The sequence below is a fragment of the Spirosoma humi genome (assembly GCF_054776575.1).
The window spans coordinates 1,391,868-1,416,946 of sequence record NZ_BAAHBR010000008.1 but is presented as its reverse complement, the minus strand read 5'-3'; the positions used below and the strand labels follow the sequence as shown (position 1 = coordinate 1,416,946).

At 49.2% G+C, this 25,079-nt stretch carries 22 protein-coding genes; 10 read left to right on the top strand and 12 right to left on the bottom strand.

All coding sequences use genetic code 11. The features are described from left to right. Nucleotides 1-112: 112 nt before the first annotated feature. From ACYU8Y_RS14540 to ACYU8Y_RS14515, 6 genes are all read right to left on the bottom strand, one after another. On the bottom strand, nucleotides 113-529 hold the full coding sequence (locus tag ACYU8Y_RS14540) for a hypothetical protein (RefSeq protein WP_460938398.1): 417 nt from the start codon (nucleotides 527-529) through the stop codon (nucleotides 113-115). A 64-nt stretch (nucleotides 530-593) separates the two neighbouring features. After that, on the bottom strand, nucleotides 594-854 hold the full coding sequence (locus tag ACYU8Y_RS14535) for an acyl carrier protein (protein WP_460938396.1): 261 nt from the start codon (nucleotides 852-854) through the stop codon (nucleotides 594-596). A gap of 98 nt (nucleotides 855-952) precedes the next feature. Continuing rightward, on the bottom strand, nucleotides 953-4,093 hold the full coding sequence (locus ACYU8Y_RS14530) for an efflux RND transporter permease subunit (protein ID WP_460938394.1): 3,141 nt from the start codon (nucleotides 4,091-4,093) through the stop codon (nucleotides 953-955). A 115-nt stretch (nucleotides 4,094-4,208) separates the two neighbouring features. Further along, nucleotides 4,209-5,258: an efflux RND transporter periplasmic adaptor subunit gene (locus tag ACYU8Y_RS14525; protein WP_460938392.1), complete on the bottom strand. Its 1,050-nt coding sequence runs from the start codon at nucleotides 5,256-5,258 to the stop codon at nucleotides 4,209-4,211. A gap of 21 nt (nucleotides 5,259-5,279) precedes the next feature. Beyond that, entirely contained in the window at nucleotides 5,280-6,599 is a 1,320-nt protein-coding gene (locus ACYU8Y_RS14520) for a TolC family protein (protein ID WP_460938390.1), read from the bottom strand. Between the two features lie 69 nt (nucleotides 6,600-6,668). Further along, nucleotides 6,669-7,292 carry a TetR/AcrR family transcriptional regulator gene (locus ACYU8Y_RS14515; protein ID WP_460938388.1) on the bottom strand — a complete coding sequence of 208 codons (624 nt, stop codon included), beginning with the start codon at nucleotides 7,290-7,292 and terminating at the stop codon, nucleotides 6,669-6,671. Nucleotides 7,293-7,795: 503 nt separating this feature from the next. Here ACYU8Y_RS14515 and ACYU8Y_RS14510 point away from each other — a divergent pair. The 4 genes from ACYU8Y_RS14510 (at nucleotide 7,796) to uvrB (ending at nucleotide 13,211) form a co-directional block, all read left to right on the top strand. Beyond that, entirely contained in the window at nucleotides 7,796-9,487 is a 1,692-nt protein-coding gene (locus ACYU8Y_RS14510) for a GH39 family glycosyl hydrolase (RefSeq protein ID WP_460938386.1), read from the top strand. A gap of 330 nt (nucleotides 9,488-9,817) precedes the next feature. After that, the gene (locus ACYU8Y_RS14505) at nucleotides 9,818-10,087 is read left to right on the top strand and encodes a hypothetical protein (protein WP_460938384.1); all 270 of its coding nucleotides are present in this window, start codon (nucleotides 9,818-9,820) and stop codon (nucleotides 10,085-10,087) included. A gap of 185 nt (nucleotides 10,088-10,272) precedes the next feature. Continuing rightward, nucleotides 10,273-11,097 carry a peptidoglycan-binding domain-containing protein gene (locus ACYU8Y_RS14500; RefSeq protein WP_460938382.1) on the top strand — a complete coding sequence of 275 codons (825 nt, stop codon included), beginning with the start codon at nucleotides 10,273-10,275 and terminating at the stop codon, nucleotides 11,095-11,097. Nucleotides 11,098-11,189: 92 nt separating this feature from the next. Continuing rightward, nucleotides 11,190-13,211, top strand: coding sequence for an excinuclease ABC subunit UvrB (gene uvrB, locus ACYU8Y_RS14495; protein ID WP_460938380.1), 2,022 nt, complete (start codon nucleotides 11,190-11,192; stop codon nucleotides 13,209-13,211). A 101-nt stretch (nucleotides 13,212-13,312) separates the two neighbouring features. On the opposite strand, the gene ACYU8Y_RS14490 is transcribed toward uvrB, so the two are convergent. After that, nucleotides 13,313-13,798, bottom strand: coding sequence for a CdiA C-terminal domain-containing protein (locus tag ACYU8Y_RS14490; protein ID WP_460938378.1), 486 nt, complete (start codon nucleotides 13,796-13,798; stop codon nucleotides 13,313-13,315). A gap of 87 nt (nucleotides 13,799-13,885) precedes the next feature. Here ACYU8Y_RS14490 and ACYU8Y_RS14485 point away from each other — a divergent pair, with 87 nt between their 5' ends. Further along, the gene (locus ACYU8Y_RS14485) at nucleotides 13,886-14,413 is read left to right on the top strand and encodes a DUF2911 domain-containing protein (protein WP_460938376.1); all 528 of its coding nucleotides are present in this window, start codon (nucleotides 13,886-13,888) and stop codon (nucleotides 14,411-14,413) included. A 24-nt stretch (nucleotides 14,414-14,437) separates the two neighbouring features. On the opposite strand, the gene ACYU8Y_RS14480 is transcribed toward ACYU8Y_RS14485, so the two are convergent. Continuing rightward, nucleotides 14,438-15,385: an alpha/beta hydrolase gene (locus ACYU8Y_RS14480; protein ID WP_460938374.1), complete on the bottom strand. Its 948-nt coding sequence runs from the start codon at nucleotides 15,383-15,385 to the stop codon at nucleotides 14,438-14,440. Nucleotides 15,386-15,920: 535 nt separating this feature from the next. On the opposite strand from ACYU8Y_RS14480, the gene ACYU8Y_RS14475 reads away from it, so the two are divergent. Continuing rightward, the gene (locus ACYU8Y_RS14475) at nucleotides 15,921-17,072 is read left to right on the top strand and encodes a sigma-54-dependent transcriptional regulator (protein ID WP_460938372.1); all 1,152 of its coding nucleotides are present in this window, start codon (nucleotides 15,921-15,923) and stop codon (nucleotides 17,070-17,072) included. Between the two features lie 66 nt (nucleotides 17,073-17,138). Here the strand turns inward: ACYU8Y_RS14475 and ACYU8Y_RS14470 are convergent, their stop codons facing one another. Further along, complete coding sequence (locus ACYU8Y_RS14470; RefSeq protein ID WP_460938370.1) at nucleotides 17,139-18,278, bottom strand: LuxE/PaaK family acyltransferase; 1,140 nt, start codon at nucleotides 18,276-18,278, stop codon at nucleotides 17,139-17,141. A gap of 38 nt (nucleotides 18,279-18,316) precedes the next feature. Between ACYU8Y_RS14470 and ACYU8Y_RS14465 the strand changes: the two genes are divergently transcribed. Then, the gene (locus ACYU8Y_RS14465; RefSeq protein ID WP_460938368.1) at nucleotides 18,317-18,865 is read left to right on the top strand and encodes a hypothetical protein; all 549 of its coding nucleotides are present in this window, start codon (nucleotides 18,317-18,319) and stop codon (nucleotides 18,863-18,865) included. Between the two features lie 76 nt (nucleotides 18,866-18,941). Here the strand turns inward: ACYU8Y_RS14465 and ACYU8Y_RS14460 are convergent, their stop codons facing one another. Beyond that, entirely contained in the window at nucleotides 18,942-20,135 is a 1,194-nt protein-coding gene (locus ACYU8Y_RS14460) for a sensor histidine kinase (protein ID WP_460938366.1), read from the bottom strand. A gap of 353 nt (nucleotides 20,136-20,488) precedes the next feature. On the opposite strand from ACYU8Y_RS14460, the gene hemA reads away from it, so the two are divergent. After that, complete coding sequence (hemA, locus tag ACYU8Y_RS14455; protein WP_460938364.1) at nucleotides 20,489-21,772, top strand: glutamyl-tRNA reductase; 1,284 nt, start codon at nucleotides 20,489-20,491, stop codon at nucleotides 21,770-21,772. Between the two features lie 102 nt (nucleotides 21,773-21,874). Continuing rightward, nucleotides 21,875-22,477 carry a DUF4230 domain-containing protein gene (locus tag ACYU8Y_RS14450; RefSeq protein ID WP_460938362.1) on the top strand — a complete coding sequence of 201 codons (603 nt, stop codon included), beginning with the start codon at nucleotides 21,875-21,877 and terminating at the stop codon, nucleotides 22,475-22,477. A 30-nt stretch (nucleotides 22,478-22,507) separates the two neighbouring features. Here ACYU8Y_RS14450 and ACYU8Y_RS14445 read toward each other — a convergent pair whose 3' ends face one another. Continuing rightward, nucleotides 22,508-22,927, bottom strand: a complete 420-nt coding sequence (locus tag ACYU8Y_RS14445; RefSeq protein ID WP_460938360.1) for a hypothetical protein — start codon at nucleotides 22,925-22,927, stop codon at nucleotides 22,508-22,510. Nucleotides 22,928-22,992: 65 nt separating this feature from the next. Then, a complete protein-coding gene (locus tag ACYU8Y_RS14440) occupies nucleotides 22,993-24,228 on the bottom strand; it encodes a sulfite oxidase (protein WP_460938358.1) in 1,236 nt (411 codons plus the stop codon). A 282-nt stretch (nucleotides 24,229-24,510) separates the two neighbouring features. Here ACYU8Y_RS14440 and ACYU8Y_RS14435 point away from each other — a divergent pair, with 282 nt between their 5' ends. After that, the gene (locus tag ACYU8Y_RS14435; RefSeq protein ID WP_460938356.1) at nucleotides 24,511-25,071 is read left to right on the top strand and encodes a YqgE/AlgH family protein; all 561 of its coding nucleotides are present in this window, start codon (nucleotides 24,511-24,513) and stop codon (nucleotides 25,069-25,071) included. The last annotated feature ends 8 nt before the right edge of the window (nucleotides 25,072-25,079 follow it).

Here is a 25,079-nt window from a genome sequence, read left to right as displayed (position 1 = left end):
TACCGACCTATGGCATCTAACGGAACACGTAAAAAATAATATCAATTCCCAGTGTCAACAGGCACCAGGAGCCGATTACCTCGAAAATAGAGCGGAACCTAGGTGTACTTTACTAATTACTGATGACCGAAAACTCTCTTCCTGACTTTGAGAGGGCAGGTATTGACAGCGATCGGTACGATTCGTTTATCTCGTCGACGGCGTCGGTCAATTGTTCAATTACCATTTGCATGGCGGCATGCGCCTGTGTACGTTTTCGAGTAAGGGCTTCATTGGTTAAGTCCATTCGAAGTTGCGCCACTTTTTCGGTTAGCATGAGCGCTAATTCACCAAAAAACTGACTGCGCTGGTGCATACACGCACGCAGGTACTGACTCAATCCGCTCAGATCGGCATGTGTTTTCCCAATTTGAACGAGTTGACGGTCATACTTGCGAATGGTGGCCCGGGAAACCATTACAAACGTTAACCAACGTTCATAATCGGCCAGAAGTACGGCCATCGAGAGGTCTGAATGCGAGGTTGCCATTAGTTAATTGTTGCGATTTGTTAAACGATTCAGGCTATACGTTATCGTATAGATGGTTAATGCATTATATAAGGGCATCACCACCGAAAATTACTTCGCCGGCCAGGTACGTTTTCAGTTGGCCAATCGTTCGAATACCCCACCAGTCTTCGTCGGGAATGCGAATACTAAAGCTGGTTTCAATCCGTAACATCAAATCGGTTATGTCCAGGGAATCGAGGCCCAGATCCCGGCTGAAGTGCGCCTGGTCAGACAAAGCCGTTACGCTTAGGCCAATGCTGGTGAATACGTCCAGCAGGCGGTTGTTTAATTGTTGACGTGTCATAGTGGCAACTGATACTACATTTTACAGCGTTAAAAGAAGCACTTTATACGACCGGTTACCGAAATAGTAACCGGTCGATTGTGTTTTTAGTGAGCGGATTAGCCGACCGCTACCTGCTGATCGCGGTCAACGGTTGACTTACCACGAAAGCCGGCCCATTTTTCCTGTATCCGATCAACGACGTAGTACACCATCGGCACCAGAAAAATGGTCAGAATCATCGAACTACTCAGGCCACCGATCAGCACCCAGGCCAGTGAGTTTTTCCACTCGGCCCCCATTCCTTTGGCGGTAGCAATGGGAATCATCCCAATCACCATCGCGATAGTCGTCATCAAAATGGGGCGTAAGCGTTCTTCACCTGCATGCAGGATAGCAGCCCGAAAATGTACTCCTTCCGCTTTCTGCTGGTTGGCAAAATCGACAATCAGAATGGCATTTTTTATCACCAGCCCAATCAGCATCAGGAAACCCAGCATGGAGAAGATACCAATATCGGACGAGGTAAGCGCCAGTACGAGCAGGGCCCCTATCACCGCCACTGGCACGGAGAACATAACCACAAATGGGTAGATAAAGCTGTCGTAAAGCAGCACCATAATAAAATAAACCAGCATCAGACCAATCAACATAGCCAGTCCCAGCGACCCGAAACCTTCGTCCTGGTTTTTGGCATCGCCCCCCCAACTCACGGAAATACCGGCAGGCATCGGGTTCTTGATCAAATCAGCCCGAATCGCACTGATCAGCGTTCCAGATCCGGTCCCCAGCATGTTGGCCGTGATGGTTACTGCCGACCGACGATTTTTACGTTCCAGCAGCGATGGTGCGTTGCTCAGGGTTACGTTGGCAAACTCGGCCAGACGCACCGGACGATTGGCCGCGGGGCTGAAAAAGTTAATGCTTTTCACGTCATCCGGATTCTTACGGTCGAAGGCATCGAGCATCACCCGGATGTCGTAATCTTCCCCTTTATCCCGGAATTTGGAGTCGTCATTACCTGCAAACGCATTTTGCAGCGTTCCGCCTACGGTCGCTATGCTGAGCCCTAACTTGGCCATTTTTTCGCGGTCGACTTCAACCCGAACTTCTGGATTACCCGATTCGATGGATACATTTACGTCGTTGGCACCCGGCGTTTTGGCAATACGGTTTGCCAGGTTCTGAGCCGCTTCCAGGTTTTGGTTGAGATCGTCGCCACTAAGAAAAATCTCGATAGGTGACCCCGTGTTAACCATACCAATGATGGATGAATTAAATTCGATGGCCGGAAAACGAGCCTCCAATTCTTTCCGAACGTTGATCATGTATTGCTCCGTAGGTACCTTACCGGGTCGTTCGCTGGCTTCGGCCAGTTGCACCGTTAGTTCAGTCCGGTTCGTTTCGCCCTGCCCCGTGCTGTTCACGCCCGTGCTGGCCCCGCCTACGTTGGCAAATATGGTCTCTACTTCCGGCTTCTTCTGAAGGTATTCCTCAATACGCCGGGCTGTCAGGTTATTCTGTTGCAACGACGCACTTTTGTCGACTTTCATCGTCAGGAGAAATTTGCCCTGATCACCCTGCGCAACAAACTGTGACCCGATAATGCCCAAACTCATGACCCAGGCCGTACCCGCAAAAAGGGCAATCAGCATAGCCGTGAAGGCCAGTTTGTGGCTCAACACCCATTCCAGGCTGCCGTGGTACCATTTGGTTAAACCCGTTAATTGCCGTTCAAACCAGAGCAGAAAGGCCTGAAATGGATTTTTGGGGTTCAGGGTTTCGAGCTTGGCCAGCCGCGAGGTCATCCAGGGAGTCAGGGTGAAGCTAGCTAGTAAACTTACCATCGTAGCGAAAGCTACGGTCATTGAAAACTGCCGCAGTAAGTCAGCAATGACCGAACTCACGAACGTGATCGGAACGAATACCACCACAATCACTAGCGTGATGGCTACGGCGGCAAAGCCAATTTCTTTCATCCCATCCAGCGTTGCCTGCCAGCGATTTTTACCCATTTCCATATGCCGCTGAATATTTTCCAGTACCACAATCGAGTCATCGACCAGAATCCCGATTACCAGTGATAGGGCCAGCAACGTCATCAGGTTGAGCGAATAGCCCATGACGTACATAAACAGAAATGCAGAAATGAGCGATGCCGGTACGGATACCATGACGATAAAGGCGTTCCGCAAACTATGCAGAAAGAGCAGCATGACCACCGCAACCAGGGCAATGGCCAGAAACAAATCGTGCGTAACGGCTTCAACAGACGCCAGCGTGGTAATGCTGGTATCGTCGGCAATAACAAACTTCACGTGGTCCTTAGCATTCTCCTTCGAAATAGCGGCCAGCTTTTCCTGTACCAGTCGGCTGATATCGACCGCATTGGCATCGGACTGTTTCTTGATGAAGATACCGATACCATCGCCCCCGTTATAGCGGCTGATGCTGGTTGGCTCGGTCAGGCCGTCGGTTACGTCGGCCACGTCGCTCACGCGAATGGGACTGCCATTTGCGGGGGTTGCAATCACTAACTTCCGAATGTCGTCCAGCGAACTGAATTTACCTGCCAGACGGAGCGTCATATTCTCGGTCGTACTCTTTACTTTCCCCGTCGGGAAATCCACGTTGGCCTGGTTGATCGCCTGCGTGACCTGAAGAAGCGACAGACCGTAATAATTCAGCTTATCGTCATTGACGTTGACCCGAATTTCACGCTTATCGCCACCCACCATTGTAATTTCGGCAACACCCCCGATTTGTTGAAGCTGGGGCAGATACCGGTCTTCCATCTGCTGGTAGAACACCTCATTGGGGAGCGTCGATGTGGCCAGCAACTGCATAATGGGCTGATCGCTAGGCGATATTTTGGCCAGCGAAGGTGTCTCAGCATCGTCGGGCAGGTCGCTTTGCATTTTGTTGATTTCCCGTTGCGCATCCTGCATGGACAAGTCAATATCGGTTCCTGCCTTGAACTGAACAACGACAACAGAGGCATTCTCGAACGAGTTGGATTTTATATCGTCTAGATTATCCAGTCCCGACATAGCATCCTCAATCTTCTTACTGACTTCGGTTTCTACCTCCGACGGCGCTGCCCCTGGGTAGGCGGTAGTAATTGTGATGGTTGGCACCGAAAACTCCGGCAGCAACTCGTAGCTCAGCAACTTATAGCTGAACAGGCCACCAATGGTCAATACCGCAAACAGAACGATAATGAGCGAAGGGCGTTTGATGATTGTTTCGACGAAATTCATAGATAGTTAGTTTTTGTAGAGACCGGTCCGCCGTGGTCCGGCATTCCGGTGCGGCATATTTGCGTCTCCTGACCGGATGGTTTTGCTGACGCATGTGAGACGCAAATATGCGTCTCTACTGGGCCACAACCGGGGTGCCATTTTGCAGGTTGATCTGACCGCTCGTGACGACCTGATCGCCGGCCTTCAGCCCCTTCGTTATTTCGTAATATTCATTCGTCGTGGTGCCAATTTCTACTGTTTTCAACACGGCCTTACCGTTTTCGACTACATAGATCTGTGGCTGTTTCGCCGACCCCAGAATGGCCTGACGGGGAACGGCGAGTGTCTGCGTCTTCAATTTGTCGGTATTGGCAATCGAGCCGTACATACCGGCCTTCAGCGGATGCTTTCCGGAATTAGTCACGGTAATCTCAACCGGGTAGTTGTGAGCTGCGTCGCCCTGAGCCGCAACCATCGAAACCCGCCCGGTAAAATGGGCCTCCGGGTACACATCCGTTGCTACGGCGATCGACTGTCCTGTGCGGAATTGATTGATCGCTTTTTCGGGCACGTCGACAACCAGTTTCAGCACTGAAATATCTGTGATTTTTGCAATCGGCGATCCAACGGATACCACAGACCCTTTTTCAACCATTTTTTCGGTGACGATGCCCGCAAAAGGAGCCGTGATGGTCGTGTTGGCAATCTGCTTTTTCAATTGTTTGATCTGGGCCTCCGTAGCCCGAATATTCAATTGCGCCCGCTCTACGTTGACGGCTGGGGTAGCGTCGCCTTTTACCAGGTTTTCGTACCGCTTGAGGTCATTTTGATAACCTTCCAGCGTCACCTGCAACCCTTCTACCTGATAGCGCAGTTGTTCGTCGTCCAGTTTGGCAAGCAGGCGGCCCGAGCCAACCAGTTGCCCTTCCTCGAAAGGCAGCTGAATAATCTGTCCGCCTGCCTGGGGCCGGATTTCGACCTCACGATTCGGCGAAAAAGAACCCAGAAATTCCGTTTCCTGCGACAAGTTGCGTAATTCGGCAATCGCCGTGCGAACGCCCACTTTCCGGTCGGGATTGGGTTTATAGACTTTTGCTTCAACTTCTTTTTTATTCGTCAGCAGCGTCCAGGCGGTCAGCCCGAGTGTTCCGAACAGGGCAAGTACAATAAGGATACGTTTCATAGTCTTAACAGGTTGTGTTCGTTATTTAGTAGCAATGAGATTCCCCGTGGCCTTCTTCCAGTCGAGTTCGGCTGTGCGGAATTTCACAAGGGTGCTTAAGTAGTTGTTTTGTGCATTATGGAGTTCGTCTTCCGTTTGAATAACCTCACTGACACTCACGGTGCCTTCCTTAAACTGTAGCTGTGTCTGGCTGTAGATTTTTTCGGCCAGGTTAACCTGAGCGCCATTTGTGGTTAGGTTCCGCTGTTCTACCAGCAGTTTGTTCTTCGCATTGGTGATGTCCATCGTGATCGACTCCTGGGTTTGCCGAAGTTGTGTATCGAGTTTCTGATTGTCGAGTCGGTTTTGCGTTAGTCTCGCTTTGCGGGCAAAGCCATCGAATACACTCCAGTTGAGTTGTAACCCCAGCCAGTAGCCCGGTACATTTTTAATGTACGCATACTCACCACCCGTTGCATAGACCGTACTATTGGCAACCCCATACGCCGAAACGGTGGGAATAAAGCCCGCTTTAATGTTTTGTTGATCGAGGCTATTCAGGGCTTTCTGCCGATCCAGCAGCAACAAATCGGTGCGGTTGATGGCTGGTGCGTCCAGAGTAACCGTCGGAATGGTTTCGTCGATGGTTGTCTGAACCGTAAGCGGCTCGGACTGAGACATACCAGTCAGGTACTTCAGCATGTTCAGCAATTGATTATAGTTTGCCTGTAGTGATTCGATCTGCGTTTCGGAGGCTATTTTGCTCAAACGCAACCGATCGACATCCACTCCTTTTGCCAGTTGATTCTGCCGTTGCAGGTCCGTGATCTGAATCAGCCGATCCGAAGAAACGATGTTCCGGCGCAGAAAAGCCATTTGCTGGGCTGTCGTCTGCAGGTTGTAGTAGGTGGCTGCCACGTTGTAGGCTACGTCCTCTTTCGTTTGCCGGGTCTGCAGTGTCGACACCTCGCGACTCGTTTTAGCCGCCTTCAACCCAATCGTCAAGGACGGATTATAAATGGCCTGCGACGCCTGCACGGACGTGGAAAGGTTGTAAGGCAAGCCGAAAGCAAGCACCTGATACGTTCCTTCGGGGCCGCCAAATGCCGACGCGGGTACGACTTGTCCGGGAATCTTCAGGTACCGTTTGTAATCTCCGGTTAGGCCAACCGATGGCAAGGCTCCGGCTCTTACTTCGGCAATCCGGGCTTCGGTTCTCGCTTCATCGAATCGAGCGGCCTGAACGCTCAGGTTGTTGGCCAGCGCTTTATCGATCAGTTGTTCAAGCGTAAGGCTTTGGCCCTGAGCGGCCAAGCTAAGCAGAACGCTTACTCCGCTCAGCACTTTCGTTAACGGATTCATCTTCATTTGTCAGATTGATTTAACTAACCATTTAATTTAAACATTTGATTAAACGTAGGACAAAAAAAATCAGGTTTTACCCTGAGGTTTGAAAAGATATTCGCAGATCATTTCTTTCACATAAATCATGTGTTGCCGGGCAAACTTATTGAAGCTTTCCTCATCCAAACCCTGGGTTAGCATGGTCATTGGCTTGGAAACATACAAAAACTGAATGTTGGCGATGATCATGGTCATGATATGGTGAGCATTGATGGGAATAATAATTCCTTCCTCTACAGCCTGCTCTACCTGTTGCCGGAATATGGATTCAGGTATTTTTTTAGCCATGCCGATGGTGGCCGCCATACGCTCAGGATTTTTATGTAACTCGTTCATCACGAATATACTTAAGCTCGGATTACACCGCATCATCTGAAAATGATGATCGATCAGGGCCGATATCTTTTCCTTCAAACTGATCGGCTGATTGAATGTGTCGATCATTCCTTCAAACATCAAATGACACATGTCATCGAAGATGGATTGAAACAGCTTCTCTTTACTACGGAAATAGTAATTCATCAAAGCGCTATTGATCCCGGCAGCTTGGGCAATATCTCGTGTGGTTGTACCATCAAATCCCTTCTCCAGGAACACCGCTTTGGCAGCCTCTTTAATGCGTTCTTCGGTGGACAATACGGTTTCGTTCATGTTATTCTTTGTTGTTAGGTCAAAAGTAGATGAGTAAACTAACTAAACCAACTGATTTAATCAAAAACTTTAATCAAATGATTAAATTCCGGCTTATGCCCTACTATTTAAGCAAAAAGTAAAAAATCTTTCATTCATAACCTGTATACAACCTGAATCATTCATTATAGACGGTTCCTGATTCGAGGTGCAGTCCTGAACTAATTCCCTCACCAATGAGCTGGTTACGACAGCATTTAGAAAAATTATGTACTGAAAAGTAATTAAACCTCTTTTTCAATTGATCTAAAGCGCAAATAAACACATAGGCTCTAGTTAAACAACCATTCCCTACCCTTAGCCTGAACAAGTTTGAGTAGAATATGGCGCTTATCCAATTTATTGCTGACAGCGGATCAAGTCTTTTACTAACGACGCTTTCAGGACCACCTATTATCGAATGAGTTGGCGAAGGCTAAGTTCTCTGTTCCGTACCCTTATTGTCTATGTTTCAACCGATACGTATGACCCGTTTTACAAAACTTATCGTCGCTATCCTGGCGCTGCTGTCTATTGCTGGTAGTAGCAGCATGGCTCAACCTAAACCAGTAGCTATTCAAGTTGACCTATCAAAAACAAAGGAACCGCTGAAACCCATTTGGGCCTGGTTTGGCTACGACGAACCGAACTACACCTACATGAAGGATGGTAAAAAGTTATTATCCGAACTAGCCAGCCTGAGCCAGGTTCCCGTGTATGTTCGGGCACACAGCCTCCTAGTCACGGGTGATGGCAAAGCCGCGCTGAAATGGGGATCGACCAACGCGTACACCGAAGACAAAAACGGCAACCCGGTTTATGACTGGACAATCGTTGACAAAATTTTCGATACATACATCGAGCGCGGCATGAAACCCATTGCCCAGATCAGCTTCATGCCCGAAGCCCTCTCCACGAAACCCGACCCCTACAAACACAACTGGGGGCCCGGCAACCAGTACAACGACATATATACTGGCTGGGCTTACCCGCCAAAAGATTACAAAAAATGGGGTGAGCTGGTCTATCAATGGGTCAAGCACTCGGTAGCCCGGTATGGCCAGAAAGAAGTGGAAAGCTGGTACTGGGAGCTCTGGAACGAACCCAATATCGGCTACTGGAAAGGAACCGTCGAGGAATACATCAAATTGTACGACTACACGGCCGATGCCGTCAAGCGGGCGCTACCAACCGCCAAAATGGGCGGCCCCGAAGTGACCGGGCCAGGCAGTGAAGGATCGGCCAAGTTTTTTCGAACCTTCATGGATCATATCGTGAGCGGTACCAACGCGGTTACGGGCAAAACCGGTGCGCCCCTCGATTTCGTTACGTTCCATGCCAAAGGCGCGCCCAAGCTCGTAAATGGCGTGGTGCAGATGAACATGGGAACCCAGTTTCGCGATATTGATAAAGGTTTCGAAATTGTGGCCTCCTACCCTACGTTGAAGCACCTGCCAATTATTATCGGCGAATCTGACCCGGAAGGCTGTGCCGCCTGCTCGGAAGACCTGCACCCACAAAATGCCTATCGTAATGGCACCATGTACGCCAGCTATACGGCGGCTGCTTTTGCCCGAAAATATGACCTGGCCAAAGCACGCGGGGTCAATCTGCTGGGTGCTGTAACCTGGGCGTTCGAGTTTGAGGATCAGCTCTGGTTTCGGGGATTTCGGGACCTGGCCACCAATGGTGTCGATAAACCCGTTCTGAATGTGTTTCGAATGTTTGGTATGATGCAGGGCAATCGGGTGGAAATCAATACCGATCTGGCCTATGATTTTACCAAAATAAAAAAGGAAAGTGTACGCGGTGAACGGGATATCAATGCGCTGGCAGCTAAAGACGGGAAATCAGTTACGGTGCTGGTCTGGAATTACCACGACGACAATGTAACGGGCCCCGAGGCACCGGTGGTGGTGACGATAAAAGGCATTCCTGCCCAACGGGTATTCGTTCAGCATTATCGCATCGATCAGCAATTCAGTAATTCTTACGAAGCCTGGAAGAAGATGGGCTCCCCAAAATCACCAACCGCCGAGCAGGTCGCCGAACTGGAAAAAGCCGGGCAATTGCAGCTACTGACCTCTCCCGTGTGGCTCAATGTTAAGAACGGCAACGCAGCTATACCCTTCCGGCTACCTGGTCAGGGTGTATCGCTGGTGAAGCTGACCTGGTGAACATGGCCGTCTACCCAGCAACAACAGACCCGTTTTCTCACTATTCAACCCATTAATCAACAAAGTCAGATGTATACTGTAGATTGGTCATTTACAAATACATTACGGTGAGATACGACAGCCGCTATCTGGTTAGATAGCGGCTGTTTTCGTACGGTCTGCCATGTCAATATATTACTGATAGACAGTGCATTAAACATAATAATGATTACACAGGCGGTGCTACGGGCTTTCTACATCGAGTTTGTCACGAACTATTCCGGATCAGCCTGGTTAAAACACCCACATTAACTCGTCAATATCGCTCTTAACCTTCTCGATTCTCTTCCCATGAACATTACAAAAGAAGCTTACGATCGCCAACCCTTGTTAATTCGACAGGGTGCGTTGAAACTCTGGGGCATACCCCTGGCCAGACGTTCTGACTTTTGTCGAACCCGTCAGTTGTATAGCTTCAACAACTTTTTTGCCGAAGCCTGTTATGACACCACGAGTGGCAAACTGACCTGTATTTGCTCATTTACACAATCGAAACGGCTAGATCCTTATTTAGATCAACTGAATTTTAATGAAGTTGATCCTTTGCAGTCTCTCCAGTAAAAGAGATTTTTTCTCTGGTCAAGGTATCCGGAGAGAAAATTCACCAGAATTTATTCGGTACTGCTTGAAATCGGTTCATAACAAACGGATAGTCACTCCCGAAGGGCATGAGCGGGCGTAACGGTGTCATGCGTAGGAAAGCCCGGTCGGCTTCTTTTGGCTGCATCTGCCACCACCTCACGCGCATGCTAAAAACTGCCTTTCAACAAGAGTTGCTTTTTACATCCACAGTCCAGAAAGGAAGCACCGGGACAGACGTCCGGCGGATTCAGGAATGGCTCTGCCTCAATGCCTTATGCTACCCTAAGGCAACCCTCGCCACCAGTCTCGATAGTGAGTTTGGCCCAGCTACCAAGCGAGCCGTACAAAATTTTCAGGCCCTTTTAAAAATAGCCCAAACGGGCGTGGTAACGCCTGAACTCTTCAGCCAGTTAAGTGCTCCACTGGCTACGGCTTTCCAACAGAAGCCAGCGGGTACAGCTATTCGCAAGGCCATTGTTCAGGTTGCGCAAACGCATCTGAAACAGCACTCGGCGGAGTTACGAACCAAGGATGCCCAAAATCTGGGACCCTGGGTACGCAGTTACTGCGATGGTTTGGATGGATCTCCTTTCAAGTGGTGCGTCGGCTTTGTTCAATCCATCCTGGATCAGGTAGCCTCGAACCTTGGGCGTAACTTCACTGACATTATGCCCCGCACATTGAATTGCGATGTGCTCGCCCTGAGTGGACAGGACAATGGCCGGCTTGTTTCCAGTAAAACCCTACGAAAAAATCCCAAACTGATTCAAACCGGCGATTTGTTTCTACTTCGTGCCAGCACACAAAAGGCAGGCCAGCCAACCGACTGGTTTCATACGGGCCTGATTACGGCAGTATCCGGAGATGTTATCGAGACGATTGAAGGCAATACGGATACCCAGGGAGGCAGCAACGGAACAGCCGTCTACGCGCGCGTCAGGAACATTCAAAAAACAACACTGGACGTTTTTTCCATCGACGGTTTATAAGAGCAGCCCCTATAAACAGGCGGCTAATTTCTAAACCGTTCTTGCTATCCAGCCTGCTTTTGCGTAAATTAGCCAGATTCTAAACGGCAATAATGAACTTTAAACTAACCTCTGAATTTCAACCAACCGGCGATCAGCCAAAGGCCATCGAAAAGTTGGTTAAAGGTATAAACGAGGGTGAGCCAGCGCAGGTACTTCTGGGCGTAACCGGCTCCGGAAAGACCTTCACAGTCGCCAACCTCATTGCGCAGACCAACCGGCCAACGCTTGTTTTAAGCCATAACAAAACCCTGGCCGCGCAACTGTACGGCGAATTCAAACAATTTTTCCCGGAAAACGCGGTCGAGTATTTCATCTCTTACTACGACTATTACCAGCCGGAAGCCTTTATTGCTACCACCAATACGTACATTGAAAAAGATCTGGCCATCAACGAAGAAATCGACAAACTTCGGCTGGCGGCAACCTCCGCCCTGATGAGTGGTCGGCGCGATGTGATTGTGGTGGCGTCGGTATCGTGCATTTACGGTATGGGCAACCCCGAAGAGTTCAAACGAAACGTGGTGACGATTGGCGTCGGTCAGCAGATGAGCCGCAACCAGTTTTTACATCAGTTGGTCAGCATCCTGTACAGCCGAACGGAAGGTGAATTTCAACGGGGCAACTTCCGCGTGAAGGGCGACACGGTCGATCTATATGTCGCCTACGCCGATTTTGCCTATCGTGTCATTTTCTTTGGCGATGAAATCGAAACGATTCAGCGCATAGACCCCGGCACAGGCAAGAAAATATCGGCCGAAAATATAGTGACCATATTCCCGGCCAATCTTTTCGTCACCGGGCGCGACACCCTCAACGATGCCATGTACCAGATTCAGGACGACATGGTAGCGCAGGTACGCTATTTTGAATCGGAGTTTCGGGAACAGGAGGCCACCCGCATCCGTGAGCGAACGGAGTTTGACCTCGAAATGATGCGCGAATTAGGCTATTGCTCTGGTATTGAGAACTATTCGCGCTATTTTGATAAACGAAAACCAGGCCAGCGCCCTTTCTGTCTGCTCGACTATTTCCCGGACGATTACCTGATGGTCATCGACGAAAGCCACGCGACTATTCCGCAAATTCGCGCCATGTGGGGTGGCGACCGCTCCCGAAAAACCGCCCTCGTCGATTATGGTTTCCGCCTTCCCTCGGCCATGGATAACCGACCGCTTACATTCCAGGAATTTGAGGATTTGTCGGGTCAGGCCATTTACGTGTCGGCTACGCCGTCGGATTATGAACTTCGGAAAAGCGAGGGCGTAGTGGTCGAACAACTCATCCGGCCAACGGGTTTGCTCGATCCCGAAATCGAAGTACGCCCCAGCCTGAACCAGATCGATGATCTGCTCGAATCCATCGACAGCCGTATCAAAAATGGGGAACGGGTTCTGGTCACCACGCTGACCAAACGCATGGCTGAAGAATTGACTAAATACCTGGATCGGGTAGGTATAAAAACCCGCTACATTCACTCAGAGGTAAAAACTTTGGAGCGGGTCGAGATTCTGCGGGATTTACGGCTGGGTAACTTCGATGTGCTTGTGGGCGTCAACCTGCTTCGGGAGGGCCTTGACCTGCCCGAAGTGTCGTTGGTCGCCATTATGGATGCCGACAAAGAAGGCTTTCTGCGCGACATCCGTTCGTTGATTCAAACCATTGGCCGCGCAGCCCGTAACGCAAATGGCAAAGTGATTATGTATGCTGACCGCATTACGGGGTCGATGGAGAAAGCCATTGACGAAACCAACCGACGCCGGGCCATTCAGCTGGAATACAATACGGATAACGGCATTACGCCAACGACCGTCTTGAAATCGCGCGAGTCCATTATGGGTCAGACCAAAGTGGCCGATTCGAAGGCAAAACATTTCTATGTGGAACCTGAGGAAATCCGGATTGCTGCCGATCCGGTAGTGCGCTACATGGGCAAAGGGGATCTGGAGAAAGTGATTAACGAGACTCAATCGAAAATGGAGCGTGCCGCCAAAGATCTCGACTTTATGGAAGCGGCCCGCCTACGCGACGAGTTGTTCCAGTTGCGGGATAAGTTGAAGAAAGAGACGGTGTAAGATTCACTATTTGCTTCATGTTTCATTAATATTTATATTTGCGTCGGTTGGGGTGAGAGCCTCGACCCCTACCTTGAGGTGATGCAGGCAACTGTGTCACCTCATTGTATTTTATCTTCTATATGCTTATTACGTATCTCAGTCGGCGAAAACAAATATAGGGTGTCTTTGAAGATAAGCCACACCTGCTTTACATTAATAGCCCGGTGAATATGTTGTCGTAAACCTTTTATCAAGAGTTCTTTTGAAAGTGAACTCTTGATATGTAAAAGAATATAATCTGCCTGGTGCTTGGCGTCTCTCACTTCATTTTCGATTGCTGATGCGGTTGGCGTTGAGTTGTGTTTGAACTCAATAACAATCTGTTCTCCAATAAGATACGCATCTGGATTCTTTTTATTAGGTGTATCATCAATCGGCATCAACCTTACGCGAAAGCCTTTCTTAGCTAAAAAAACAGCCGTTTCAATATTCCGGGCCGCTTCGTGCGAAGCATGTGTAATGTGCATTTCTACATAGCCGCCAGACGGCTCGGTTTCGTCCTTGCGAGGGTCTGGATAAATAAGGAGATAGTCGATACTAGACATTACAATTCGGCAGAAACTATCCAAAAGTTCGCAAGTTATAAAAACTTCATACCTTGCAATCCGTCAGCACAAAATCACAGAATGTCCATGAAACGCATCCTTATTATTCTCGGTGTCATTGCCACAATAGCTCTCGTCGGCTTCTTTACCTTACGCAGCTGGACCAAATCCAGTAGCCCCGAAGCCATAGCGCAGATCGATCAGAACGGCCTGCAAATCAAGGTAGACTATTGCCAGCCCTATAAGAAAGGACGTAAGATTTTTGGCGGCCTGGTGCCGTACGGACAAGTCTGGCGCACCGGTGCCAACGAAGCCACCGTTATTGATTTCGACCAAAACGTAATCGTGGCGGGACAACCGTTAGACAAAGGCCACTATTCGTTGTGGACCATTCCTTCGCAAAATGGCTGGATCGTTATTTTCAACGACGAAACCGGTCAGTGGGGCACCAACTACGACCAGACCAAGGACGTTCTGCGCGTGCCCGTCATTTCTCAGAAACACAGCCCCATGTCCGAACAATTTTACATTACCTTCCGGCCAGCAGCAAACGGTGTCGACATGGTTTTAGCCTGGGAAGAAACAGAAGCCGTGGTACCTATCCAAAAGCGTTAACCGCTGCGGCAATTTCAGCGGCCGCTACTGGTGAAAACTGGCGGCTATAAACCTGAGCGCATCGGGCAGTCCGGTGCGCCAGTATGTCCAGGTGTGCCCCCCATCGCGTACCCGGTACTCGTGCGGAATTTTGCGGTCAAGCAAAGCCATGTGTAACACGGAGTTCCCCACGGTTAAGGCGTCATCGTCGCCACAATCGATGTACCAGCGAATTTTTGACAGATCCCCTTCCGGAGCCGATTTAGCCAACGTAATGGGGCTATTGCGCTTCCAGGCAACCGTCAGTCGTTCCTCCCCCTTGGCAGGGCCACTGAAAACAGGGGCAAAAACAAGTGTATATCGTTCGTCGGGTATGTTCATGAAGCCCTCATCGGTACGAATACCAGCGCTGAGAGCCGCGCAGGAACCAAACAAATCAGGATGGTGCATGGCCAGCGTCAACGATCCAAAGCCGCCCATCGACAAACCGGATATAGCCCGAAACTCCCGCTGCGTCCGTGTCCGGAACGACGAATCGATGTGCGGAATCAGTTCCTGCACAAACATATCCTCGTACCGAACTTTATTCTGATAATCGTTCACAAAAAAGGTTGTCCCACCGTTCGGCATAACGATAATCATGGGCGGTAATTCGCCCGACTTAATACCCGTGTCGGCAAGGCGGTCGGCCTCACCAAACTGAACCCAGCTCGTTTCGTTATCGCCATACCCGTGAAGCAGGTAAACGACCGGGTAACGTCGATTGGACACATAGTAGTCGGGAGGTAAATAAATGGAAAACTTAACAGCCCGGTTCATCAATGAACTATTCATTGTCATGCTTTCCAGCAAGCGGGCTTGTGGAGCCGCCACTACCGGAACGGGACCATTCGTTTGTGGAGCCGTCAGTTGAGCGCGTCGGCGTGACTGCGCCGATGCCGTCTGAAGCACCAGCCCCATTAATAAGCCAATCAGTAACCTACGTACAGCCATCTGTTTCAGAGAACGTTGAATTAGAGTTCCAATTTATACTGAAATAGCGGCTATGTGTTCAGTTAACTCTTGAATTGGCATTTTATTTATTGGAAATAGGAGGCCCCCATAAGGGCATGTGTGATCAACTTACCGGGAAGCCAGTGGTTATTTTGTCTACACTCAGACTCTTTATTGTCCCGAACGACCCGCTTTTGCCGCTCATCCGCCAGCAATTATGTTTACCAGCTTCAACCTTTAGGCGCTTCCTTGTTTATGTACATTCAAAAATGGCCTGAACGTATGTCGTGGCCACACTTCGTAAAAAAGAAGGGAGATTTTAGCAAATTTCAGACGCAGGATAACGGATGCCGATACAAAATCCCCTATTTTCGGGCTATACTAAGTAGTAGTGAATCGTTACTTGATTATCGAATTAGTAGTAACTTGTTAGTTATCAACGACTCTATATCAGATTAACTCACCGGCTATAACCGGATTCGTTACCGCAACCTTTACTTACTCACAACCAATTGTTTAAATTTACTCCAGTTGTATGGCCAAACTGATTATCGTGGACGACGAAAAACCTATTCGGTCGGCTCTACGCGATATTTTAGAGTATGAAGGCTACGATGTTGACGAAGCAAAAGACGGCGAAGAAGGACTGGACATGATTATGCGCACCAGCTACGATGTAGCGCTATGCGACATTAGAATGCCCAAACTGAATGGGCTGGAATTGCTCATGAAAGTCAGCGAAGCCGAAAAGAGTACGCAAATCATTATGATTTCGGCTTACGGTAATGTCGAAAACGCAGTGGAAGCAACTAAGCGCGGAGCCTTCGATTTTATCACCAAACCCCCCGATTTGAACCGTCTGCTGATTACCGTGCGCAACGCCATTGATCGGGCAAAACTGGTTCAGGAAACCAAGACACTCAAAAAACGTATCTATAAGCTGAACGAGATTGTCGGAGAGTCCGCATCGATCAAGAAAGTTAAAGATACGATCAATCGGGTTGCGGCCACCGAAGCACGGGTGCTCGTAACGGGTGCCAATGGCTCAGGTAAAGAGATGGTTGCCAAACAGATCCATGAAAAAGGAAGCCGGGCAAACCAACCGCTCATCGAAGTAAACTGCGCGGCCATCCCGAGCGAACTCATTGAAAGTGAACTGTTTGGCCATGAAAAAGGTGCCTTTACGGGTGCGGCTGCCCGGCGCGTCGGCAAGTTTGAACAAGCCGACGGCGGTACATTGTTTCTGGACGAAATTGGCGATATGAGCCTGTCTGCACAGGCAAAAGTGCTTCGGGCCTTGCAGGAAAGCAAGATTACGCGCGTTGGTGGCGATAAGGAAATCAAAGTCAATGTACGGGTTATTGCAGCTACCAATAAAGACCTGCGGCAGGAAATCATCAATGGTAATTTCCGGGAAGACTTATTTCACCGCCTGAGTGTTATCATGATCCACGTCCCGCCCCTGACCGAGCGCCGGAGCGACATCCCGCTCTTAGCCGACAAGTTTCTTCACGATATAGCCACCGAATACGGTGCCCCCGCAAAAGAAATCGCACCGGATGCCATGCATTACCTGCAATCGCTGCCCTGGTCGGGTAACGTGCGCGAATTGCGTAACGTGATCGAGCGTCTGGTCATTATGTGTGGCGATGAAATTGTGCTGGACGACGTGAAGTTATACGCGTAGTTAATTGCATGATAACGTCGTAAGCCCATACAATCAGGCAGGAATGACGTTATCATGCACAATTAATTAACTAATTACCAGCAAATTACATCCCCTTACATCGGAATTATCGAAGCGACCGATAACCCGAAAGCTGCCCGGCAGAACGCCCTCTTCTTCGTCAACGTATTGTCCCAGATCCTGGGTTTCGATGAATGAGCACGAATCCAGATTGGCTAGATCGATAACGTTGATGCCACCGGTTTGGCGTGACCCGGTCTGGCGAGCATCATCCGGATAAATGAAGAAGGGATCGTTTATGTCCCGCAGCAGTATGCGTAAGGTTGAACTCGGCCTGAAAATACCTTCACCCGCCGAATAAGCCTGCGACAGCAGTTCCGTCATACCATATTCGGAATGCACGCTGCTGACGCCTAATCGCCCGGTCAGGAGGTCATGCACTTCTTCGCGGAGCAACTCTTTCCGGCGACCTTTCATACCACCGGTTTCCATAACAATCAGGTTGGCAAATTGGCCAAGAAATGTCAGATCGGGCTCCGACTCGGCCCAGTCCAGCAGGCCAAACGTCACACCGATCAGCAGAATTTGTTTTTGGTCGGGCTGTTGTGAAAGCTGCCTGAGCCGTTCGGTTAGCTCAGTATAATTATGGAGAAAAAAACCAGACTGATTTGACGTCGTCTGCTCCATAAATCGCTGAACCATATACACGAGCGAGGAGTTATTTCGTTCAAGATAAGACGGCAGCAGGGCCAGAATGTGGAAATTGCTGAGCGGACCGTACGTCTGCTCGAAAATCCGGATACTAATGGCGTCATACAGTGCCGGATCGGGTACCACATGCTGGCTGGTTACAACAGGTCCGACACTACGATCGGTGGTTCCACTGCTGGCAAACGTTAGTCTGGAATCGGGCTGGTCTGGTTTTGCGTCTGTATCGATACCCGTTAAAACCGTATGGGTTTTGAAGAAACCGATTGGCATGAACGGTATTTGCCTTATGTTCGTGATCTTTTCCGGCAAAACGTTCAGGTGGTGCAGGTACGATGCGTAAACCGGGTTATGAACCGCCTGATAACGAAAAACGGCCAAAGCCAGTGAATCGAACGATTCACGTACAGGCTGGCCAGCGCTGAGCGTCAGAATTTGTTGCCGAAGTACTTGCCGACGTGCAGCGGTCTCGGCGGAGAGTGTTGATAAGAAAGACAAAATAACAAAAGCGTTTATTGCACAACGAATACAACAGTATGCGACGGCAACTAATTCAACCGTATCTCTTCGTAGTGGGCATTGCCCTCACGCTATCTTCGTGTTTTAACGAGCCAAATTACTCCGACACGCCTGCTATTGACTACAAAGGAATCTTCAAATACACCATTGAAGCCGGTAAAGGTGTTGGCAAAGGAAAGCGGGACTCTGTAGTGATTACCATTGGTTTCAAGGATGGCGATGGCAACATCGGCAACAGTTATCCTTTACCCAAAGCTGACTCGCTCCAGTACGCTACGAACGGTAACTGGGGCAGCTACCGTATCCGTACGTTTCGTTTGAATAACAACGTGTATGAAGAAGTCGCCCTTGCGGTCAACAATGCGCTCTTTATTCCTGATCTAACAAAAGGCAAGCCCAAAGGAGCTATCGAAGGATCGCTTGACTTCAATCAGATCTACCAGTATGGTTCCAGTTATAAATTTTACCCGACAAAGTACCAGATAGAAATACGGGATCGCGCCCTGAACGTCAGTAACGTTATCGAAACCGATACCATTTCTGTTCCCTGGGGCACAAACCCCTAAACAGCCTATCGTACTCATCATCATCGTACTGCTGGTTGTATATGAGCCTGAACTCATTTACAGCCAGCAGTACTTTTTATTTTCTATTCAGAATAATTCGGAACGTCGTGCCTTTTCCCACTTCCGAGCTTTTGACGTAGAGCCGGCCATTGTGGTACTCTTCCACAATACGTTTGGCCAACGTCAGACCTAGACCCCATCCTCTCTTTTTGGTGCTGAAGCCCGGCGAAAACACCTTCTGCATATTGGCTTTGGAAATCCCCTTGCCCGTGTCCGTAATGTCGATAGCTACCTCTTCGTGCGGCAACGGCACCATATTCAGCCGGAGTTCGCCCACTCCTTTCATGGCATCAACGGCATTTTTACAGATGTTCTCAATGACCCATTCAAACAATAACTTGTTGATTCGCACCATTTGGTTGGGTGGCAACTGACTGGTGACGCTCATTTTCACCTTCGTTGAAATACGTTTCCCCAGGTAATCGGTAAACTGTCGAACAACGTCGTTTACGTTCTCTTCTTTCAGCGTCGGCACCGAGCCAATGCTCGAAAAACGGGACGTGATGGTTTCCAAACGTTGAACATCTTTCTCAATTTCGTCGGTAATCGAGCCATCAAACTGATCAGGATCGGAACGCATGTACTCGACCCAGGCCATCAATGACGACATGGGCGTGCCCAACTGATGCGCGGTTTCTTTGGCCAGCCCAACCCAAACACGGTTTTGCTCCGCCCGTCGTGATGAACTAAAAGCCAGGTAAGCCAATACACCCAGGGCGGCCAGAATCATTAAGAGGACATAGGGAAAATACGTTAGTTGCCGCAACAGATTCGAGTTAGTATAGTACACAAGCCCCCGAACACCATGCCCCATCTCGACAATCAGTGGCGGGTGTTTTTTACGCATTTCGATGGTTTTCTGACGCAGAAACTTTTCGGTTTCCTCCGGCGTGTATTCAGCGGGAACTTCAATATTTCGCTGCATAGCTACCTGGCCATCGGGATCTATGTAAATAGCCGGAATCGTACTGTTGGCTTCCAGAATTTCGCTGGTTACAAAGGTTAGATCGCCAGCATCCACGTGACTCGAATCGACCAGATACGCGATACTTTTCGCATAAAGCTGCACATACTGCTCTTCGCGGGCTTCCAGCTTATTGATCAGTCGGTTGGTGTAAAGTACGGAGCCCGTTCCAACCAGAAGCAGATTAAGGGCCACAATAATTTTCAGAATGTTATTCTGATTGTAAATATCAAATGACTTCAGCATAGTGTCCTGCTACTTTTCTGCACCAATGCTCGAAACGAGCATTGCCTGAAAGTGGCCCGTGTGGTCGTGTAAAAATAGGCGTATCGGGCAATTAAATAGCTCGTTGATTTCCAGCGTTGACCAGGCTTGCCCCTACCCTTACTTTATCAAACGGCAAAAGCGCTTTAATTGTGTAAAACCGAACCACCAGCCAGGTCATTACGTTACAAATTTGAATAGGATTGAACGAAGAATTCAGCTATTTATTTGGACGGATTCTAAATAGTAAATTCGATTGCCGTGGGTATGTTCATGTACCGCAATAAAGCCGTAATTTTGTCAAGGCTACTAGCCAATTTGCGTGATTTACCATAATGTTAGACACCTTCAAAACAATTAGTTTATCGCATAAAACGGCACCTCTTCAGGTACGTGAACTAATTGCACTTAACGAAGACGAGGCTAAACGCCTGATGCTTCGGCTACGGGACTTTTTTGGGTTAACCGATCTGCTGGTTATTTCAACATGCAACCGTACCGAGGTCTATTACGCCTTTGAACAGGACCTGAACGCCGATATTGCCCGGCTGCTGCTTATTGAAAAGGGACTGACCGACACGGATAACTATTTGCCTTATTTCCAGTTTTTCGTAGCTCACGATGAAGCTGTCCGGCACTTGTTTGAAGTATGCGTTGGCTTGCATTCGCAGGTCGTCGGCGATATGCAGATTCCGAACCAGGTGAAACAGTCGTATCAATGGTCGGCCGATTTAGACATGGCCGGGCCATTTTTACACCGGCTGATGCACACGATTTTCTTCACTAACAAACGGGTAGCTCAGGAAACGCCATTCCGCGACGGAGCCGCTTCAGTTTCCTACGCGGCTGTCGAGCTGATCGACGAGTTGATCGGCGAAAAACAAAACCCGAATGTCCTGGTAATCGGGCTGGGCGAAATTGGAACCGACGTCTGCAAAAATCTCGAAGCCCGGAAGTTAACGAATATTACTCTGTGCAATCGCACGCAGGCTAAAGCGGATGTGCTGGCCAGCCAGTACGGATTCCGTGTCGCCGACTTCTCGAACCTGACCGACGAGATCCGGCAGGCCGATGTGATCATTTCGTCTATCATGCGCGATGATCCGCTGATCACGCCTGAATTACTAAAAGATGTAAATGTATTGACATTCAAATACTTCATTGATTTGTCGGTACCTCGCAGTGTCGATGCGGCCGTTGAGCAGATTCCGGGTGTCTTAGTTTATAATATCGACCATATCCGTAACCGGGCCGACGAAGCCTTGAATCAACGCCTGGCAGCCATTCCAAAAGTCGAAGCAATCATTACGCAGGCCGTAGCTGAGTTCGGTGACTGGTCGAAAGAAATGGTCGTATCACCCACGATCAATAAATTAAAGAATGCGCTGGAGCAGATTCGTCGCGACGAAATAGCCCGTCATTTGAAGCATCTTACCCCGAACGAATCCGAGAAAATAGAGAAGATTACGCGGGGCATTATGCAAAAGATTATCAAATTGCCCGTTCTTCAACTCAAGGCAGCTTGTAAACGGGGTGAAGCGGAAACGCTTATCGATGTGCTGAACGATCTGTTTGATCTGGAAAAACAACCCGTCGAAGAACAGAAACATACGTATTAATTCATACAGATTTCCGTTATTGAAACTCCTGAACCGATACCGATTCAGGAGTTTTACTTTTTATACGGTTTCTCCGACGCACTACACGCCTGCCGATACACCATGTCCCGACTTATCAATGCCTTATTCCGCCTGTTCCTGATTGCCGTACTCGTAGCGGGCCTGATCGCCATTTGGGAGCAGATTCGTGGGAATACAATACTGAGCCGTTTCCGGCGGGGCGACACCACGACACAAAGCATTGTGCTGACAGAAATTAAGGCCCTAGGTAAGCTGGAGCTAGTGCGTTACACCTTCAAAGACATCGTTGAACACGAGCAGGTCAACACGTTTTTGCCCAATGCAAACGCCGTTCTGATTGTGGAAGGAGAAGCCACGGGTTGTCTTGACCTTACTCGGATCAACCTGGACAACATTACGACCACCGATGATTCAATAACGATCCAATTACCCAAACCAGAACTCTGCGGCTGGAAAATCAACCACGACCGCTCGCGGGTTTACGACACCCACTTCTCGTTTCTGAATGAATCGCAACTGGTGAGCGATGCCTACCGAAAGGCCGAGCATCAGGTTAAACAATCGGCTCTGAACGGCGGCATTCTGAATCAGACCCGACAAAATGCCAATCAGCTCTTGCGGCCCTTGTTGGAGCGTATTTCCGGCAAAAAAGTGGGCTTTACCTTTCAGGATCAGGCAAACTAATACAGAAGCCACACGCTACCGTCCGGTGAGCTACTGCGGCAGTTTATACCATTCAACCGCTTTTAAGGGTTGACGCCGAAACGTACTAACGTTCGCTGCGTTTTGGGGTCCATAATGTTTTTCTAGATAGTCCAGAACTACCTTCTCAGACTCGCCCAAATCCCAGAGTTTGTGGTATTTCTGCATCCAGCGAATGCGCTCTACCCAACCAGCCCGGGTAAAGCGATGCTGCAAAATAAGCTTGGACGAATGACAGGCCGTACATTGCGCTTTGACCATCATCAGGTTAGGGTCGTTGATCATTCCCGATTCAGCATCAATTTTTACCGTATCGGCAGTCGATGCCGGGGACCTGAAAACCGGCGGCTTCTGGCTAATGGAAATATTCCGAAAACTTGCCAGGCCCGTTACCAGGACACCGATCAGAAAAAAAGCGCTTATCTGCTTCATGGGTTATCCATCGTTAGATCTACACTGGCTTTCAACCCAGTATAGACATCTGGTAAGTAAACGTATTAGCTCGCTTTTACGGCAATTCGGTGGCAGGCATTGTTCAGATAACCACCCGGGTTCCATTGCGGAATAACCACCGGCTGTGCAACACCATCGCTATCCGTGGCCCGCACCCATACCTCATAATAACCCGGTTGAGGGAACGTCAGTTCGGTTGACCAGTGTTGCCAGGCAAGTCGGTTTTTGGGTGGCTGTAGTTTACTTTTCTGCCAGGTAGCGCCATAATCAATTGACATATGCACGTCACTAACCGTTCGATCACCCGCCCAGGCATGTCCGCGTAAGGCGAGAGGCTTCTTCGAATCGACCAGCGCCCCCGTTTTTGGGTATGTAATCAGCGACTTGACCGGCATCGACTCGATGATACGGAAGTTTTCGGGTGTCTCCGGAATTTTTTCACCGGGCTGGACGGGTCGAATGGGCATCTTATAACTGTGCCCTTCCATTTTGGCCCCATCGTGTATTTTATCCCGTACGGCGATCGTGTGCAGCCATTTACCCGACACCGATGCTGGCCAGCCCCCAATCACCAACCGGAGCGGATATCCATGAGCCGGTGGAATATCTTTCCCATTCAGTGCCCAGGCAACAAGGGTTTCGTTTTCGAGGGCTTTCTTCATGGGTACGCCCCGAGAGATGGCCACTTTGGTGGGGTCCTGGCTCAAGTGTGGATCTTTACCGTAATAACCAATGTAAACAGCATCTTCTTTCAGCCCTACATCAGCCAGGATATCCTTTAGCCGCACGCCGGTCCATTCGGCGCAGCTAACGGCACCCTGATCCCAGGGGTTACCCGTCGTTTGCGGCTCAAACCCCGACCGGCCATTGCCTCCGCATTCGAGCACAAGCTGATAGGTGTAGGGCTTGAATCGTTTTTTCAGATCATTGAGCGTATACGTTTTCGTCGCTTTTACCGACTCACCTTTTATGGTCAACGTCCAGGTTTCAGGATTAATCGGTTCTGTAGGAATCAGGCCGTTGTTCCGAATAAACATTTTTTCGACAGGCGTAACCGCGTCGTCCAACAAATGAATAGGCGACTCCACATTCCAGGGTTTATCCCCCAGCACTTTCATGTCGGGGCTTTTCTCCTTGAGCGGGTCGTAATCGAACCCCAGGGGTGTGTAAAAGGGTGGTATATGATCGGCAAAAACGATGTGCGTGCCAACCAGGGTTGTCAGTGTAGCCAACGCACTTTTCCGGAGAAACCCCCGCCGGTCGTGAATCTGGTGATGCATAGAGCCAGTTTAATTAATCTTGAGTAGACAAAGTTGGCGAATACCCGCTTAACAATACGCATGTAATCATCCGACTTTTTTGCTTTACGGCGCTTCGACCCGACAAATCAAAACGAATGCGTTACTACATCGCCAATGCGAAGCCCTGTTGATAATTTTTTAACGGAAACGCAGCCTGTACAGTATTATTAGCGAGTTAACCCGTGTATTTAACAGTTTTTAACCAATATCATTCCTACGAAAGGCGTTTTGTAGTATCAATCGTTAACTGCTTTATGACTCATGGATACGTCACCGCAACCTGTTAAGAATGGCGATTTGTTGATTGCCGAACCCTACATGGGCGACAATAATTTTGAACGTAGTGTTGTCCTGATTTGCGAACATAATGCAGTTGGCACATTTGGCCTGGTACTGAATCAACTGACCGATATTCATCTTGGTGATGTCATCGAAGATATTCATACCGATTTACCGTTATTTGTCGGGGGACCTGTTCAGCAGAACACACTTCACTTCATTCACCGTCGGCCCGATTTGATCGATGGCTCTATCCATGTCGCGGACGATTTATACTGGAGTGGCGATTTTGAACAAATTAAACAGGCCGTCAATCTGGGTACACTCACCGAGCGGGATATTCGTTTCTTCATCGGGTATTCGGGCTGGAACGAAGGCCAACTTGATAGCGAATTAGGCCAGAAAGCCTGGATCATAAGCCGTACGAAAGCCGATTTTCTGTTCGATACACCTACCTCCGAATTCTGGCGCGAAGTCCTGAAACGCAAGGGAGGTGAGTACAAAGCCATTGCCCATTATCCTGTCGATCCTCGGCTCAATTAATCCGTCGA